Below are 17591 nucleotides of genomic sequence, written 5' to 3' on the forward strand. Positions count from 1 at the left end.
CAGTCACGGGAAGACAAGTCACGGAAAGAAATGACAATGAGCAATCTTGCCTACGACACGGCGATAGATGGCGGCGATACCTCTCAGCAGGACATCGCCGCCATGCAGGCGTTGCGGCCGATCCCACGCATCTCGATCCAGGCATTTTGCGAGACCGACGGCGTTGCCAATCCGGTCGAGCGCGCCGGCGAGGATCGCCGCATGGCGAAGGCCCATCTGAAGGTCCATATGGGCGGCGTCGCCACCGCCATCGAATTCTACCAATCGGCGCCGACACCGAACCTGATCCTGCTGGAATCGCGCAGCGAGCCGAAGCAATTGCTCGAGCAGCTGACGCAGCTCTCCGAATATTGCGATCCGACCTCGAAGGTCGTGGTCATCGGCCACTACAATGATGTCGGGCTCTATCGCGAGCTCATCCGCTCCGGCATTTCCGAATATGTCATCGCGCCGGTATCGATGGCCGATATTGTCAGCGTGATATCGACGATTTTCGTTGATCCGGAAGCCGAGCCGATCGGCCGCTCGATCGCCTTCATCGGTGCCAAGGGTGGCGTCGGCTCCTCGACCATTGCCCATAATGTGGCCTGGGCGATGTCGTCGCTGTTCAAGTCCGAAGTGGTTGTCGCCGATCTCGACCTGGCTTTCGGAACGGCCAACATCAATTTCGATCAGGATCCGGCGCAAGGCATTGCCGAAGCCGTTTTCTCGCCGGAGCGCCTCGACGAGGTCTATCTCGATCGGCTGCTTGCCCAGTGCGCCGAGCATTTGTCGCTGCTTGCAGCGCCTTCAACGCTCGATCGGGTCTACGATTTCGATCCAGACGCTTTCACGCAGCTTATCGACACGGCGCAGCGCAGCGTGCCGCTGCTGGTGCTCGATGTTCCGCACATCTGGACAGGCTGGACCAAGAGCATATTGGTCAAGGCCGACGAGATCGTGATCACGGCGACGCCGGAGCTGGCCAATCTGCGCAACACCAAGAATCTGGCCGACATGTTCAAACGGCTTCGCCCGAACGATCCGCCGCCGAAGCTGATCATCAATCAGGCCGGCGTGCCGAAGCGCCCGGAGATTTCGTCGTCCGACTTCGCCGACTCGCTCGGCCTGTCGCCGATGTCGGTTATTGCTTTCGAGCCGCTGCTGTTCGGAAACGCTGCCAACAACGGGCGCATGCTCGGCGAAATGGATGCCAAAAACCCGGTTGTCGGCACGATCAACGAGATTGCGCATGTGCTGACCGGGCGCAGCGAAATCAAGGCGAGAAAGAAAGCGGGCCTCGGCAATCTCCTTGGCAAGCTCTCGCGCGGCAAGAAGTGATGCTTCCGGAGTGGAACTGGTAATCGATCATGTTTGGTAAAAGAGGCAGCGACGACGGCAGCCGGTCCACCCCGGAATTCCGTCAGCCGGCACCTGCGCCTGCCGCGCCGGCGGCAAACCCTGCGGTTCTTGCCAAGCCCGCACCGCCGCCGCCATCTGGCACACTTGGCGCGTCTGCTGCGCCGCCGCCCGCACGCCGTGCGGTCGAGGCGCCGCCATTGGCCCCTGAGCCGAAAAAGCTCCAGCGCCAGAAGAGCGAAACCTATTACGACACCAAGAGCCAGGTCTTTGCCGCGCTCATCGATACTATCGACCTGTCGCAGCTCGCCAAGCTCGATCCCGAAAGCGCGCGCGAGGAAATCCGCGACATCGTCAACGACATCATCGCGATCAAGAATTTCGCGATGTCGATCGCCGAGCAGGAAGAGCTGCTCGAGGATATCTGCAATGACGTGCTCGGTTACGGGCCGCTGGAGCCGTTGCTCGCCCGCGACGACATCGCCGACATCATGGTCAACGGCTCCAAGGACGTCTATATCGAGGTCAACGGCAAGGTCGAGCAGACCGGTATTCGTTTCCGCGACAACCAGCAGCTCCTCAACATCTGTCAGCGCATCGTCAGCCAGGTTGGCCGCCGCGTCGATGAATCGAGCCCGATCTGCGACGCGCGCCTTCCCGATGGCTCCCGCGTCAACGTCATCGCGCCGCCGCTCGCCATCGACGGCGCCGCGCTCACCATCCGCAAGTTCAAGAAGGACAAGCTGACACTCGACCAGCTGGTCAAGTTCGGCGCCATTTCGCCGCACGGCGCCGAGATTCTCAAGATCATTGGCCGCGTCCGCTGCAACATCGTCATTTCAGGCGGTACCGGTTCGGGCAAGACGACGCTGCTCAATTGCCTGACCAACTATATCGACCGCGATGAGCGCGTCATCACCTGCGAGGACTCGGCCGAGCTGCAACTGCAGCAGCCGCATGTCGTGCGTCTGGAAACCCGCCCGCCCAACCTCGAGGGCGAGGGCGAGGTGACCATGCGCGATCTTGTCAAGAACTGCCTGCGCATGCGGCCCGAGCGCATCATCGTCGGCGAAGTGCGCGGACCTGAAGTGTTCGATCTTCTGCAGGCGATGAACACCGGCCATGACGGCTCGATGGGCACGATCCACTCGAACAGCCCGCGCGAATGCCTGAACCGCATCGAATCGATGATCGCGATGGGCGGTTACACGCTGCCGCAGAAAACCGTGCGTGAAATCGTGGTCGGTTCCGTGGACGTGATCATCCAGGCCGCACGCCTGCGCGACGGATCGCGGCGCATCACCCACATCACCGAGGTGATCGGAATGGAGGGCGACGTCATCATCACGCAGGACATCGTTCTCTACAACATCAAAGGCGAGGACGCGAACGGGAGACTGCTGGGCGAGCATGTTTCAACAGGCATCGGTCGTCCGCATTTCTGGGAGCGCGCCCGCTACTATGGCGAGGAACAGCGCCTCGCCAATGCGCTCGAGGCAATGGAGAAACGCGCTGACTGATTCATTTGGAGGCGAAGGAGCCAGGGCCGATGTTTGGAATTGACGGCACCGTGCTGGCATTCATCGTGCTCGCCGGCCTCAGCGCCGGCGCGGTCGCCTATGCTTTTCTGTTCAACCGGATCAGCACCGAAAAGCAGGTCGGCAGGCGGCTTGAAACGATCAAGACCGCCGAGACGGATGGTGCCGTCGTCAAGGCTTCGCGCGATCGCGTGGCGGAAGCGGCCAAGCGGCGCAAATCGGTTCAGGATTCACTGAAGGACCTCGAACAGAAGCACAAAACCAGCCAGGGCAACGTCAAAAAGCCGCCCCTGAAGGCCCAGATCCGTCAGGCGGGCATGAAGGTCTCGCTCGAGCGCTTCTATCTCTACTCGGCGGTTTGCGGCGTCGTCCTGACGTTTCTTGCCTATTTCGCCGGTGCGCCTTTGTATGTCTTGCCGGGTGCGCTGCTGGTCGGTGGCCTCGGCCTGCCACGCTGGTTCGTTTCGTTTAGCCGCGCCCGCCGGGTCAAGGCGTTCCTCAACGAATTTCCGAACGCGCTCGACATCATCGTGCGTGCGGTCAAATCCGGCCTGCCGCTGAACGACGCCGTCCGCCTGATCGCCAATGAATCCCCCGAACCGGTCAAGACCGAGTTCCGCCGCATCATCGATTCGCAGCAGATGGGCCTGTCGATCCCCGACGCCAGCATGCGCATGGCCGAGACGATGCCGTGCACCGAGGCGAGCTTCTTCGGCATCGTCATCCAGATCCAGTCCCAGGCCGGCGGCAATCTTTCCGAGGCTCTGGGCAATCTTTCGCGGGTGCTTCGCGACCGCAAGAAGATGAAGGCCAAGGTCCAGGCGCTGTCCATGGAAGCGAAGGCGTCCGCGGTGATCATCGGCGCCTTGCCTTTCGTCGTTGCCTGTCTCGTCTACCTGACAAGCCCGAACTACATCATGCCATTGTTCACCACCAGCGTCGGCAATCTGATCCTCGGCTGCTCCGCGGTCTGGATGTCGATCGGCATCCTGGTGATGCGCAAGATGATGAACTTCGACGTTTAGGATTTCGAGCGCATGACCGAGAACGTCGTCAAAACCCTTACCGATCCGGCATTTCTGATTGCCCTGCTGGTCGGCATTGCGGTGTTTGCCACCGTGTTCACGCTGCTGCCTGCCTTTGGCGGAAACCAGCTCAAGGCGCGCATGAAATCGGTGGCGCTGGAGCGCGACGAACTGCGCGCCAAGCAGCGTGCGCGGCTTGCCCTCGATGCCGATCGCCGCCGCAAGGGCCTGCGCGAGCAACAGTCGATCGGCATGCGCAATATTGTCGACCGGCTGGACCTCAGGCGCGCCCTGGCCGATGAAGGCACCTTGCAGAAACTCAAGGTGGCTGGCTTCCGCGGGCAGAATCCGTTGACGCGTTTCCTTTTCTTCCGTTTGATCCTGCCCTTTGTCGGCTTTGCCCTGGCTGCGATCTATCTGTTCGTGCTCGGCGGGTTGCCGGAGCAGCCGCCTCTCATCAAGTTGTTCGTCTGTATCGTCGTCGCCTATGCCGGTTTTTACGCGCCGGTGCTCTATGTCAACAACCGCGCCACCAAGCGCAAGCAGTCGATCCAGATGGCGTGGCCGGACGCGCTCGACCTGATGCTTATCTGCGTCGAATCCGGCATGTCGGTGGAGGCGGCGTTTCATAAGGTCGCCGACGAGATCGGCGCGCAGTCGGTGGCGCTTGCCGAAGAGTTCATCCTGACCAATGCCGAGCTTTCCTACTTGCAGGAGCGCAAGCAGGCCTACGAGAACCTAGCAAGCCGCACCGGCCTGGAATCGGTCAAGTCGGTGTCGCAGGCGCTGGTCCAGGCCGAGCGCTACGGCACGCCGGTGGCGCACGCACTGCGCGTGCTTGCCGGCGAAAGCCGCGACATGCGCATGAACGCCGCCGAGAAGAAGGCCGCGGCCTTGCCGCCGAAGCTCACCGTGCCAATGATCCTGTTCTTCCTGCCGGTGCTGTTCGCCATCATTCTGGGTCCCGCCGGCATCCAGGTCAGCGAGCGCGGCATTTTCGGCGACCAGCCGACATCGAGCAGCCAGTAATGCATTTTTGACAGGCCGGCGCTGCCCCTCATTGCCCTGCCGGGCATTTCTCCCCGTATAGTGACGGGGAGAAAGCCACGCCGTCGACGGTTTCGCCAACGACAAGCGTTGCAGGAAGGGCGCTGAGGGGAAGCCAGCTTCTTTCTCCCCGTTTACGGGGAGAAATGCCCGGCAGGGCAATGAGGGGCAGCGCCGACATCGATATGTATGGCGAGGCGCGGTCAGTTGGTGGCGGGCTTTGTCTTGTCCTGGTCCTTGAGCTGGCTCCAGGCGTTCTGCTGGGCGAGCATCTGGCGAAGGTAAGTCACGTTCGCCTGCGCCTGTTCGGGCGACAGCTCCTGCGAGGCGATCTTCTCGGCCTCGTCGAAGCGGCCCTGCAGGCCAACGACCAGAGCCAGGTTCTGGCGGACGCGGCTGTCGGCATTCGGCTGCTGGGCGGCCGAGCGCATATAGGTTTCGGCCGTGCGCAGATCACCTTCCAGCACATATGACATGCCGAGATTGGAAAGGATCGAAGGTTCGTTCGGCTTGAGGTCAAGCGCCTTGCGGTAATTCTGGCGCGCCCCGTCTCTCTGGCCAAGCTGGTCGAGAATAGCGGCTTCCGCCGATACCAGCTTCCAGTCGGGATATTCCGGTGTCTGCGCGCGGCGCACCGCATCGAGCGCCGGCTCGAACTGCCCGTTGGCGGCAAGTGCCTTGCCATAGGCGGCGAGCACGTCGCGGTCCTTCGGCAGCGCGATCGCCAGTTTGCGCATCACGGCGAGCGACTGGTCGGCGTCGCCGTCCATTTGCAGCGCCGCGGCGTAATTCGTCGCGATCCGCTTGTCGTTGGGGTTCTTGGCGTAGGACTGACCCAGCGCGATCGTCGCCTTGTGCAACTCGCCGGCCGACATGGTTTCCAAGGGTTTGCCGCTGGGGCGTCCGATCGAGCCGGTCGTCAGCTTGCTGGTCCCGCAGCCTGCAACGCTGGCCGCGAGCGCTATTATGAACGCCGTGGTGATCAGCCGCTTGGCCGTGGCGTTGGTCATGCGGTTGGTCGGCATCTGCACCAGGGCCTCCATTCGTCAAACTGGCTTTTACGTGGCCATCTTCCCTCCCGCAGAAATATTCTGTTAACCCTAACGGATCGTTAAAAAGCGCCGACTCGGAAGCCGGAGATCATCGAATGCCAGTCGAACTCATCGAGGGAAAACTGAAGACCACTTTGCCGGTGTATCTGGTGGCGAAGGATCGACTGGATGCGGCAGGGCTTGCCTCCTCCTCGCGCGCCTGGGCCAGGGCCAACGGCTTTTCCGGTCAGGCCGGCCGGACGCTGATCCTGCCCGACGAAAACGGCGCGCTTGCCGGCGCCCTGTTCGGCACGGGCGACGGCGAAGGCGCGCTTGCCATCGGCGCGCTGGCGAGAGCCTTGCCCGCAGGCGACTGGCATTTCGCCTCCACACTGGCCGAGCCGGAAATCGCGGCCATCGCATTGGCGCTCGGCGGCTATGTCTTCACCCGCTATGGCAAAAAGCCTGGCAAGACGCTGCGTTTTTCGCTGCCGCCCGGCGCTGAAGGGGCTTACGTTCGCCGCATCGCCGAGGGCGTTTTCCTGACGCGCGATCTGGTCAACACGCCGACCAGCGACATGGGACCTGACGAGCTGGAGAAGGCAGTTCGGACGCTGGCCGGGACGTACGACGCCGAAGTGTCGGTGACCAGGGGCGACGACCTGCTCAAGAAGAATTTCCCGATGATCCATGCGGTCGGCCGCGCTTCCGTCGGCGCACCGCGGCTGATCGACATGATCTGCGGACCGGAGAACGCCCCGAAGGTGACGCTGGTCGGCAAGGGCGTCTGCTTCGACACCGGTGGTCTCGACATCAAGCCGTCCTCGGGCATGCTTTTGATGAAGAAGGACATGGGTGGCGCTGCCAACGTATTGGGCCTCGCCTCGATGATCATGGCCGCCGGGCTGAAGGTCCGGCTGCGTGTGCTGATCCCGGCGGTCGAAAATTCGATTGCCGGCAACGCCTTCCGGCCCGGCGACGTGTTGGTGAGCCGCAAGGGCATCACCGTCGAGATCGGCAACACCGACGCCGAGGGACGGCTGGTGCTGGCGGACGCCCTGGCACTGGCAGACGACGACGAGCCGCAACTGCTGATCGACATGGCGACCTTGACCGGGGCTGCTCGCGTCGCGCTCGGTCCCGATCTGCCACCGTTCTACACCGGCGATGAAGCGCTGGCCTCCGACCTGGCTGCGGCCTCCGTCGCAGTCGAGGATCCACTGTGGCGCATGCCGCTGTGGAAACCCTATGGCGCAAAGCTGTCGTCGAAGATCGCCGACATCAACAATGTCACGTCAGACAGTTTCGCCGGCTCGATCACCGCGGCGCTTTTCCTGAAGCGCTTCGTCGAGAAGACCGCCGCCTGGGCGCATTTCGACATCTTCGCCTGGAACCCGTCCGATCGTCCGTACGGTCTCGCCGGCGGCGAGGCGCAAGGCATCCGCGCGCTGGAAAGGGTCATCTCAAAACGCTACGCCTGACGCTGCGGTGCAGGACATTCTCGTGACTGAAACGGAACCGAAACAATTTGCCGTCATTGTGGCCGGATGCCGATTTCGATGCGCCCGAGTCAGGCCTTGCGACTGTGGCAGCAGGTGATGCTGTACCAGGTGCGCGACGATGCGCCGGACCTCACCATGCGCCAGACGGCGATCCTGTTCACGATCTATCTCGATCCACCGCCGCATACGGTGCGCGGCCTCGCCGCCCGGCTCAATGTCACCAAGCCGGTGATCACCCGGGCGCTCGACACGATGGGCGCAATGAAGCTGGTTTCGCGCCATCGCGATGAGCTCGACAAGCGCAACGTGCTGGTCAAGCGAACCGTAGAAGGTGCTCTCTTTGTCGAGCGCTTCGGCGATGTTATCATTGCCAGAGCCCAGGAATTGCCGATCTAGAGCAGGATTCCGAACCGCAGGTCAGCGAAGCAAAGCAGCACCGTTTCGGAAGGGATCATGCTCCAACACCAAGCCAGAGCCGAGTTGCCGATTTGACCGCCAGGGATGCCCGCCTTCACGCCTTCCGTTCCGATCTCGCCGATATCAGGCTGAAAGGCGAGGTCGCCGCCGATCGCTTCGTCGCCGGGCGGCCAGCGCGGATCTCAGCCACAGTGGCCGATCTCCGCAAGGCGCCGCGGCCGGATGCCGGCGTCAACACGCAAGCCCTGTTCGGTGACGACGTCCTCGTCTTCGAAGATGCCGAGGGCTGGGCCTGGATCCAGTCGGAGCGCGACGGCTATGTCGGCTATGTCGCCGACACCGTGCTGGGCGGACGGGACCACGCGCCCACCCATGTCGTCACGGTGCCGCGCACCTTCCTCTATCCGGGACCGGATTTGCGGCTTCCGCTGAGCGGGCAACTGTCGATGGGATCGGCGGTGACGGTAACCGGCGCAGCCGAAACGCGCGGCACGCATTATGCGCTGCTGCCGTCCGGCGAGGCTGTCATATCAGGCCATCTCAGGCCTCTGGGTGAGCCGGCTGCCGACTATGTCGCGGTCGCGGAGGCTTTTCTCGGCACGCCCTATCTGTGGGGCGGCGCCTCCGGCTTCGGCATCGATTGCTCCGGCCTCGTGCAACTGGCGATGCACATGGCCGGCAGGCAAGTGCTGCGCGATTCCGACATGCAGGCGGCGACCATCGGCGAGCCGCTCGACCCGGGTCCGGATCTTGCCGGGTTGCGGCGCGGCGACCTGGTGTTCTGGAAAGGCCATGTCGCTGTCATGACCGACCCGGAAACGATGATCCACGCCAACGGCCACACCATGCTGGTCTCGCGTGAAGGGTTAAGGCAAGCCCTCGCCCGCATCGGCTATCTCTATGGCGGTCCGACAGGGTTTAGGCGGCCGTAGCGCAAGCGCTTTTCCTTCTCCCCTTGTTATGACCTTGTTGTGGGGGGAGATCAGCAGTTCCGCCGATAGCGCCTCTTTTTCGAGGTTGGCGATTGGCGAAATCAAAGATGACGGCCGATCTCCCCCCAAGTGGGGGAGATGTCCGGCAGGACAGAGGGGGGCGCCGTAGAGCGCCAACCTCAATACGGACCGAGCACTGACCAAATGCCTCACACGCCACTGCCTCCGCGAAATCGCGCAAATGCCAAATCGATGCGCAAAGCCATGACCGACGCCGAACTGAAGCTTTGGAACGAGCTTCGCGCGCATCGGCTGATGGGGCTTGGCTTCCGCCGAGAATTTCCGATCGCTGGTTACATCGTCGACTTCGCTTGCCCGGACAAGAAGCTCGTCGTCGAAGTCGATGGTTCGCAGCATGCCGAAGCCAATACAGGCGACGAGGCGAGGACAAAGCGTCTGGAACGGGATGGCTGGACCATCCTGCGCTTCTGGAACGACGACGTCATTCGTGACATCGACAATGTCTGCCAGCATATTGTCATCGAGGCGGGGCTCGCCGGTGCGACTTGATACGCCGGCGCGAGGCGCCCACCTCACTTGCGACCGAAGCCGCGCACGATCACCTTTTGTTCCGATTCTGCTTGGCGATTGCGCGGCGCCGCGCTACCTCTGGCGGGTGACAGAGCAGCCGCGCCTCGCCGAACAGAATGCCGCCGTGCGCTTGCCCGAGCCATTCCTCAAATGGTTCGCGCAAAGAGGCTGGTCGCCGCGCGCCCACCAGATAGAATTGCTGGCGACTGCCCAGGCCGGGCAATCGGTTCTGCTGATCGCGCCGACCGGCGCCGGCAAGACGCTGGCCGGATTTCTGCCTTCACTAACCGAGTTGGCCGGGCGGCCAGGGAGAAAGCCAGGGCAGGCGCGTCGCGGCATCCATACGCTGTACATCTCGCCGCTGAAAGCGCTGGCCGTCGACATCGAGCGCAATCTCGGCAAGCCGGTGGAAGAGATCGGCCTATCTCTCACCATCGAGACGCGCACCGGCGACACGCCCGCGCACAAGCGCCAGCGGCAGAAGCTGGCCCCGCCCGACATCCTTCTGACGACGCCCGAGCAACTGGCGCTGCTGATTGCTGCGCCCGACGCCAGGCGCTTCTTCGAGGATCTGCGCTATGTGGTGCTCGACGAACTGCATTCCTTGGTGACGTCGAAGCGCGGGCATCTCCTGTCGCTCGGGCTGGCCCGGCTGCGATCCCTTGTTCCCGGCTTGCAGACGATCGGCCTGTCGGCGACGGTCGCCGAGCCGGACGAATTGCGGTGCTGGCTGGTCAGCCAGAATCCACCGGGTGGCATGGCCGAATTGATCGTCGTCACCGGAGGCGCCAAGCCCGACATCTCCATCCTCGACTCGGAACAGCACGTGCCGTGGGCCGGACATTCGGCCCGCTACGCGACACCGGAGATCTATAGCGAGATCAAGCGACACAAGACGACCCTGCTGTTCGTCAACACGCGCAGCCAGGCCGAACTGCTGTTCCAGGAATTGTGGCGGGTCAATGAGGACACTTTGCCGATCGCGCTGCATCACGGCTCGCTCGATGTCGCCCAGCGCCGGCGCGTCGAAAAAGCCATGGGCGAGAATGCCTTGCGTGCCATCGTCGCCACGTCGACGCTCGACCTCGGCATCGACTGGGGCGATGTCGACCTGGTCGTGCATGTCGGCGCTCCCAAAGGTGCGAGCCGGCTGGCGCAGCGCATCGGCCGCGCCAACCACCGCATGGATGAGCCGTCGAAGGCGATCCTGATTCCGGCCAACCGCTTCGAGGTGCTGGAATGCCGGGCGGCGCTCGACGCCAATTATCTCGGCGCCCAGGACACGCCGCCGCTGGTCAATGGCGGGCTCGACGTGCTGGCGCAGCATGTCCTGGGTTGCGCCTGCGGCGCGCCTTTTCATGCCGATGCGCTGTTCGAGGAGGTGCGAACCGCCGCGCCCTATGCCGAACTCGACCGGCCGACGTTCGATCGTGTCGTCGACTTCGTCGCCACCGGCGGATATGCGCTGAAAAACTACGAGCGCTACGCCCGCATCCGCCTGAACAAGGACGGGTTGTGGCGCGTGTCCAATCCTCGCATCGCCCAGCAGTACCGGCTGAATATCGGCACCATCATCGAGGTGCCGGCGCTCAACGTGCGTTATGTCAAGGCCGGCAGCAAAGGCTCTGCCTCGCGCGGCGGTCGGGTTCTCGGCAAGATCGAGGAGGCGTTCCTCGAAACGCTGACGCATGGCGACACCTTCATGTTCGCCGGCAAGGTGCTGCGCTTCGAGGGCATCCGCGACAATGAGTGCTTCGTGTCGAATGCGCCCGGCAGTGACGCCAAGGTGCCCTATTATGGCGGCGGCAAATTCCCGCTTTCGACTTACCTCGCCGAACAGGTCCGCATCATGCTGGACGACCCGCAGCGCTGGAAGAAGCTGCCGGAACAGGTCGCCGACTGGCTGCGCTTCCAGGCCGACAAATCGGTGCTGCCGAAGCGCGACGACCTGCTGATCGAGACCTTTCCGCGCGGCAACCGCTACTATCTGGTGGCCTACCCGTTCGAGGGCAGGCTGGCGCACCAGACGCTTGGCATGCTGCTCACCCGCCGCCTCGACCGGGCGGGAGCCAGGCCGCTCGGCTTCGTCGCCACCGACTATGCGCTTGCCATCTGGTCGCTGGCCGATATGGGCAGGATGTTCCGGGCGAAGAAACCGTCGCTGGCCGCGCTTTTCGACCAGGACATGCTGGGCGACGATCTCGAAGCCTGGCTGGCCGGCAGCTGGCTGTTGAAGCGCACCTTTCGCAATTGCGCGCTCATTTCCGGACTGATCGAAAAGCGTCATCCGGGCCAGGAGAAGAGCGGCCGCCAGGTCACCGTCTCGACCGACCTCATCTACGACGTCCTGCGCAGCCATGAGCCCGACCACATCCTGCTGCAGGCGACGCGTGCCGACGCGGCCACGGGTCTGCTGGATGTCAGCAGACTTGCCGAGATGCTCTCGCGTATCAAGGGACGAATCGTGCATAAAGACCTCGAGCAGATTTCGCCGCTCGCCGTGCCGATCATGCTCGAGATCGGCAAGATGCCGGTGCATGGCGAGGCCGATGATACGCTGCTGATGGATGCGGCAACGCTGGTCGAGGAGGCCATGGGGACGAAATGACATTCGCACTCGCCATGACGGCGCTCCTGGCGGATGCCGATCCTATCGGCATCGCCGGCGAGCGTGCGATCTGCGATCGGCGCGGCGTGCTTTATTTTCCCGAGCTTCGGCTTCTGACCGTGTCCGACCTGCATCTGGAAAAGGGCTCGTCGCTGGCACGGCGCGGTACATTGATCCCGCCTTATGATACCGGTGCGACGTTACTGCGGTTGCAGGCGGTGATTGCCGATTATCAGCCGGCGATCGTCATCAGCCTCGGCGACAGCTTTCATGACGGCGGCGGCGCCGCGCGCATGCATGCGAGCTTTCGCGAACGGCTGGAAGCGCTGATGGCCGGTCGCGACTGGTTCTGGGTTGCCGGCAATCATGACCCGGATGCGCCGGCCGACCTGCCCGGCGAGACGGTGCGCGAGCTGGCCATTGGCTCTCTCTTATTCCGGCACGAGCCTTCGGCGGTGAGAGTGGAAGGCGAGGTATCAGGTCATCTGCACCCTTGCGCCCGCATCGTGCAGCAGGGCCGCTCGGTGCGACGGCGCTGCTTTGCCGGCGACGGCGGCCGCATGATCATGCCGGCCTTCGGCGCCTATACCGGCTCGCTCAATGTGCTCGACCGCGCCTATGCCGGGCTGTTCCGCCGCGAGACGCTGATGGCCTATGTGCTCGGCACCGAGCGCATTTTTGCGATTTCCCACGCGATGCTGCGGCCGGGCTGAGCTGCTCTACCGGCCGTAGTAGAGGGTGACGGTGTGTTTCGCTTCGGCGAAGAACAGCCAGCGTTCGACCAGCATGCCGGCGAATTGGGCTGATGTGGCGAGTGCCGACAGCACCGCCGCATAGAGCCACGGCAAGGCGAATGCGGCAATCAGCAGCAAGACGGGCAGAGCGAAGGCCAGCACTTGCGTGATCTGGCGCAGCCGCGCCTTGTGCTTGCGGGCGATCCGAAAGCCCATCTCCTTGAGCAGGTAGTTTTCTTCGGTGTGCGGCCATTCCAGCGACCGCACCGTACCGCCGGCAAGTCCGGTCGCGGTGTTGGCGTTGGTCGGGATTTCCAGCCTGTCATTGTAGCGCCAATTTGCCAGCTTCCAGCCCCAGCCGAGCAAGGTCAGCAGCACGCAACCTGTCAGAACGATAGTCGAGCCGAGGGCGAAGCCCTGCAGCAGCGCGTTGAGAAGCACGCTGCCGCTCATTGCCGAAAAGATCAGGTAGCCGGGCAAAGTGAAGCGGCTGTGCCACTGGCCGATCGGCTTCAGCGAGGCATAGATCATGCCGGTGGTGCAGACGGTGGCGACCGCGCCGACCGCAGCCAGCAGCCCGGCGACGGCCACCCAGCCGTTTGTGCGGCCGAGGAACAGCCAGCCGACGGCGAACAATCCCGCCGGCACGAAGGTCGCGACCGAGGCAACGCCTTCGCGCGACAGCCATGAGCTGCGCCATTGCGAGAATGCTCTCCAGGCGCGTTCTGGCCGGCCGAGATGGCCGGCCGACGACAGCAGGCCGGCCGAGATCAGGCCGAGCGCCAGCCCCATGCCGACGAGGCCGAGCCAGAAGTCAGGCGGGACAAATCCTTGTCCGGCCAGCACGCCGAGCAGCGCGAGCAGGCCGTAACCGGCGCCCGTGGCAGTGGTGAAGAAGACGACGGAGAAGGCTGGATGCATGGATGCTGATCAATGCGAAAGCATGCGGTCGACCCAGCCGAGGAAACCGCCTTCAGCCCGCACCGGTTCGAGCCTCGGCGCCGGCACCGATGCAGCGCGCGGCGTGTGGGCTCGCGGCGGCAAATATTTGTTGGTCGGGTGATAGCCGAGTTCGGGCATCAGGTCGACGCCGCCGCGTTCGGCCACCAGTTGCGAGATCGCCGATGCCGGGTCGCCGAGATCGCCAAAGTGCCGCGCGCTGGTTGGACAGGCGGCGACGCAGGCCGGCACGCGGTCTTCTTCCGCCAGATTGTCGTTGTAGATGCGGTCGACGCACAGCGTGCACTTCTTCATCACGCCGACATCGGTATCGAACTCACGCGCGCCATAGGGGCAGGCCCAGCTGCACAATTTGCAGCCGATGCACTTGTCTTCGTCGACCAGCACGATGCCGTCCGAGGCCCGTTTGTAGGAGGCGCCGGTCGGGCAGACGGTGACGCAGGCCGGTGTCTCGCAATGCAGGCAGGAGCGTGGGAAATTGACCGTGCGCCCACCCATCTCCGTCATGTGCTCATAGCTGTGCACGCGGTTGAACCAGACCCCGTCGGCATCGCCGCCATAGGGATCGATGTCGGTCAGCGGCGCCATGTGACCGCCGGTGTTCCATTCCTTGCAGGCGGTAACGCAGGCTTGGCAACCGACGCAGGTGTCGAGGTCGATGACCAGGCCGAGCTTCTTGTCGGTATGGGCGGGAAGGCAGGTCATGATCTGGAAGCCTCTCTTGCCCGGCGGAATTCAGCGCCGAAACTGAGCTTGTCGGGCGAGGGCTCGAAATGCGGTGGCTGCCGGAAGCGCTCGAACTGCGGCTCAGTGAAGCCGGCTTCTTCAGCCGCGCATTTGACGATGCGGACGCGCAGGTCGAACCATGCCGCCTGGCCGGTCACCGGATCGGAATTCGAGTAGCGCTTGCCGTTCGCATCGGCAGAAGTCTGGTCGCCGATGATATGGTTGAGCAGAAAGGCGCGGTTGGATTCGGCCGCATCGTCCTTCAGCCCCCAGCTGCCGCGCCGCTTGCCGATCGCGTTCCAGGTCCACACCGTGTCGGCGTTGACCCCGTCGACCAGCTTGATCTGTCCCTTGACCCTGCCGTTGATGCTCTCGATCCAAACCCAGTCGTCATCGGCAAGCCCGAGGCCGGCGGCGGTTTGGCTGTGCACGAACAGCCGGTTCTGACTGGTGATCTGCCTGAGCCAGGCGTTCTGCGAGCCCCAGGAATGATACATGTGCATCGGCCGCTGCGTCAGCGCATGCAGAGGGTATTTCTCAACGTCGACAACCGCCTCCTCGAAGGGCGTGTACCAGAACGGCAACGGGTCCATATAGGTTTCGATGCGGCTGCGCTCCGCCTCCGGCGGCAGCACCCTGCCATGGCCGCGCGCGGCGAGGCGAAACCGCTGCATCGGCTCGGAATAGAGCTGGAACACGATCGGCTCGGCCTTCGGGATGAAACCCATGGTCTCGGCAAACTCGAGGTAGGATCGGTTGGCCATCTTGTAGTAGCGCTGGTCGTCGGCAAAATCGTGGTGCCAGAAGCCGCCATTGTCGATGTAGCGCTGAAGCTGGTCGGGATTGGCATCGCCCTTGCCGATCAAAATTCCGTCCTTGCCGCGCCAGCCGGCGAGCGGGCCGATGCCTGGCCTGCGCTCATGATTGACGATGTAATCGGCATAGTCGCGGTATTTGGCCGAGCCGTCGTCGGCGACGAAGCCGGGCAGGCCGAGCCGCGCGCCGAGCTCGATCAGCACCGTCTGGAACGCCCGCACGTCGCGGTCCGGCTCGACAACCGGATGACGGATGGCGTCACCCGGTCCATCGGCGTGGCTGATCGGCCGGTCGAGCAGGCTGATGCAGTCATGACGCTCGAGATAGGTGGTGTCGGGAAGCACGAGATCGGCGAACGGCACGGTCTCGGAATAATAGGCGTCGGAATAGATGATGAACGGGATCCTGTACTCGCCTGACGCATCCATGTCGGTCAGCATCGCCATCGTCTCGACGGTATTCATCGACGAGTTCCAGGCCATGTTGGACATGTACATGAACAGCGTATCGATCCTGTAGGGGTCGCCGGCCCAGGCGTTACGGATGACCGTGTGCATGAGCCCGTGTGCTGCCAGCGGCGCATCCCAGGAATAGGCCTTGTCGATACGGATCGGCGTGCCGACGTCATCGACCAGCAGATCGTCCGGGCCGCAGACGAAACCGAGCGGCATGCCTTCGAGCGGCGTCATCGGCCTGACGTCCTTGCCCGCCGGCTTCGGCCCCGGCGGCGCCGACCGCGGATAGGGCGGCTTGAAGCGAAACCCGCCGGGCACGTCCACCGTACCCAGGAGTACTTGGAGCAGGTGGATGGCGCGGCAGGTGTGAAAACCGTTCGAATGGGCCGAGATGCCGCGCATCGCGTGCATCGACACCGGCCGGCCCTTGATCGTCTCGTGTCGGCGGCCGGCCCAGTCGGTCCACGCCACCTGCAGTTCGATCGCCTGCTCGAAGGCGACATGCGCCAGTTCGGCGGCGATGCGGCGGATGATGTCGGCGGCAACGCCGCAGCGTTCGGCGACCGCATCGGGAGAATAACTCTCGTGCAGGTAGCGGTCTGCGATAAGCTGGAAGACCGGTACGCAGCGGCGGCCATCGACCTGGAAGTTGCCGGTCAGCGCCGGCTTTGCGTCGGTATCGGTGGCGCTGACTGAGACTTTGGCCAGCCTGTCCCAGGCCAGCGGATTGCCGCCGCTGTCGCGTGCGAACAGCCCGTCATCGGCTGCACCCGGCTCCTGGATGACGAGGACATGGGCGTTGGTGTAGCGAAGCAAATAATCGAGATCGACGCGGCCGGCCTTCAGCAGTTCATGGATGAGAGCAAACACGAACAGGCCGTCGGTGCCGGGCCGGATGCCGATCCAGTCATCGGCAATGGCGTTGTAGCCGGTGCGGCATGGATTGATCGAGACCACCTTGGCGCCGCGCGCCTTGAGCTTGCCGAGACCGATCTTGATCGGGTTGGAATCATGGTCCTCGGCGACGCCGAACAGCATGAAGTACCTGGTGTTGTCCCAGTCGGGTTCGCCGAACTCCCAGAACGAGCCGCCGATCGTATAGAGCCCGCCGGCCGCCATGTTGACCGAGCAGAAGCCGCCATGGGCGGCGAAATTCGGCGTGCCGAACTGGCTCGCCCACCAGCCGGTCAACGATTGCGACTGGTCGCGCCCGGTGAAGAAGGCGAGTTTCTTTGGGTCGGTGCGGCGGATTTTCGAAAGCCGTTCCGTCGCGATCGAGAAGGCCTCCTCCCACTCGATCTCGCGAAACTCTCCCGAGCCGCGCGGACCGCTGCGCAGCAATGGTTTCTTCAACCTGGCCGGACTGTAGTGCTGCATGATGCCGGCGCTGCCTTTGCCGCACAGCACGCCGCGATTGACCGGATGGTCCTTGTTGCCGTTGATGTAGCGGACCTTGCCGTCCTTGATGTGGACGTCGATACCGCAGCGGCAGGCGCACATGTAGCAGGTGGTCTTGGCGATGCTGTCGGAGACATCAGGCGAGGTATCGACGCCATCACCCTCGCCGGGCGCGCGGGTGTCGGCAAGCGACCGTTGGGACGGTGCGGAATTGGCGCCGCGCAGCGGTCCGTGGTTCATGATTCGGCGCTTTTGCGGTCTGCGAATTTGGCTCTCGTCTTCGGCCCGGGGCCGCGCATATAGTGTTCTTCCGGATGATAACGGTCGCCGGCAAGCCGACGCCGCAGGCCGCGGGTCCAATGGGCAAACAAGGATTTGAACCGCCCGATCACTTTTCTACCCGTTCCAGGTTGGGCCGCGATTTTTTTCCAACTCCGCCGAGAAAATTAGAACAAAGCAATCGATCCGTCTAA

General features: G+C 63.5%; 14 protein-coding genes. 10 read left to right on the top strand and 4 right to left on the bottom strand.

Annotated elements, in window-relative coordinates; genetic code table 11:
* Positions 1-36 precede the first annotated feature (36 nt).
* From AC0L28_RS21865 to AC0L28_RS21880, 4 genes are read left to right on the top strand one after another with little or no spacing between them, the layout of a single operon-like run.
* The gene (locus tag AC0L28_RS21865) at positions 37-1320 is read left to right on the top strand and encodes a CpaE/TadZ family protein (protein WP_473480123.1); all 1284 of its coding nucleotides are present in this window, start codon (positions 37-39) and stop codon (positions 1318-1320) included.
* A gap of 29 nt (positions 1321-1349) precedes the next feature.
* The gene (locus AC0L28_RS21870) at positions 1350-2858 is read left to right on the top strand and encodes a CpaF family protein (protein WP_128247580.1); all 1509 of its coding nucleotides are present in this window, start codon (positions 1350-1352) and stop codon (positions 2856-2858) included.
* Positions 2859-2887: 29 nt separating this feature from the next.
* Positions 2888-3901 carry a type II secretion system F family protein gene (locus AC0L28_RS21875; RefSeq protein ID WP_473480126.1) on the top strand — a complete coding sequence of 338 codons (1014 nt, stop codon included), beginning with the start codon at positions 2888-2890 and terminating at the stop codon, positions 3899-3901.
* A gap of 12 nt (positions 3902-3913) precedes the next feature.
* Positions 3914-4930 (top strand): type II secretion system F family protein, encoded by a 1017-nt coding sequence (locus AC0L28_RS21880; RefSeq protein WP_027151714.1) that lies wholly within the window; start codon positions 3914-3916, stop codon positions 4928-4930.
* A 221-nt stretch (positions 4931-5151) separates the two neighbouring features.
* Here the strand turns inward: AC0L28_RS21880 and AC0L28_RS21885 are convergent, their stop codons facing one another.
* Positions 5152-5973, bottom strand: coding sequence for a tetratricopeptide repeat protein (locus tag AC0L28_RS21885; RefSeq protein ID WP_287055856.1), 822 nt, complete (start codon positions 5971-5973; stop codon positions 5152-5154).
* A 122-nt stretch (positions 5974-6095) separates the two neighbouring features.
* On the opposite strand from AC0L28_RS21885, the gene AC0L28_RS21890 reads away from it, so the two are divergent.
* From AC0L28_RS21890 to pdeM, 6 genes are all read left to right on the top strand, one after another.
* Positions 6096-7460 (top strand): leucyl aminopeptidase family protein, encoded by a 1365-nt coding sequence (locus tag AC0L28_RS21890; RefSeq protein WP_473480128.1) that lies wholly within the window; start codon positions 6096-6098, stop codon positions 7458-7460.
* 66 nt (positions 7461-7526) lie between these two features.
* Positions 7527-7877, top strand: coding sequence for a MarR family transcriptional regulator (locus AC0L28_RS21895; protein ID WP_473480130.1), 351 nt, complete (start codon positions 7527-7529; stop codon positions 7875-7877).
* Positions 7878-7969: 92 nt separating this feature from the next.
* Positions 7970-8830 (top strand): C40 family peptidase, encoded by an 861-nt coding sequence (locus AC0L28_RS21900; protein ID WP_287064852.1) that lies wholly within the window; start codon positions 7970-7972, stop codon positions 8828-8830.
* A gap of 204 nt (positions 8831-9034) precedes the next feature.
* Positions 9035-9400 carry an endonuclease domain-containing protein gene (locus tag AC0L28_RS21905; RefSeq protein ID WP_287347515.1) on the top strand — a complete coding sequence of 122 codons (366 nt, stop codon included), beginning with the start codon at positions 9035-9037 and terminating at the stop codon, positions 9398-9400.
* Between the two features lie 106 nt (positions 9401-9506).
* Positions 9507-12029 carry a ligase-associated DNA damage response DEXH box helicase gene (locus tag AC0L28_RS21910; RefSeq protein WP_473480133.1) on the top strand — a complete coding sequence of 841 codons (2523 nt, stop codon included), beginning with the start codon at positions 9507-9509 and terminating at the stop codon, positions 12027-12029.
* The gene (pdeM, locus tag AC0L28_RS21915; protein WP_473480135.1) at positions 12026-12742 is read left to right on the top strand and encodes a ligase-associated DNA damage response endonuclease PdeM; all 717 of its coding nucleotides are present in this window, start codon (positions 12026-12028) and stop codon (positions 12740-12742) included. Before AC0L28_RS21910 ends, pdeM begins: the two co-directional genes overlap by 4 nt.
* A gap of 6 nt (positions 12743-12748) precedes the next feature.
* On the opposite strand, the gene AC0L28_RS21920 is transcribed toward pdeM, so the two are convergent.
* From AC0L28_RS21920 to AC0L28_RS21930, 3 genes are read right to left on the bottom strand one after another with little or no spacing between them, the layout of a single operon-like run.
* Positions 12749-13684 carry a dimethyl sulfoxide reductase anchor subunit family protein gene (locus AC0L28_RS21920; protein WP_473480137.1) on the bottom strand — a complete coding sequence of 312 codons (936 nt, stop codon included), beginning with the start codon at positions 13682-13684 and terminating at the stop codon, positions 12749-12751.
* 9 nt (positions 13685-13693) lie between these two features.
* Positions 13694-14428 carry a 4Fe-4S dicluster domain-containing protein gene (locus tag AC0L28_RS21925; protein WP_027155154.1) on the bottom strand — a complete coding sequence of 245 codons (735 nt, stop codon included), beginning with the start codon at positions 14426-14428 and terminating at the stop codon, positions 13694-13696.
* The gene (locus AC0L28_RS21930; RefSeq protein ID WP_473480139.1) at positions 14425-17358 is read right to left on the bottom strand and encodes a molybdopterin oxidoreductase family protein; all 2934 of its coding nucleotides are present in this window, start codon (positions 17356-17358) and stop codon (positions 14425-14427) included. The genes AC0L28_RS21925 and AC0L28_RS21930 overlap by 4 nt, the downstream gene beginning before the upstream one ends.
* Positions 17359-17591: the final 233 nt, after the last annotated feature.

This window comes from Mesorhizobium sp. WSM4847 (assembly GCF_055811335.1).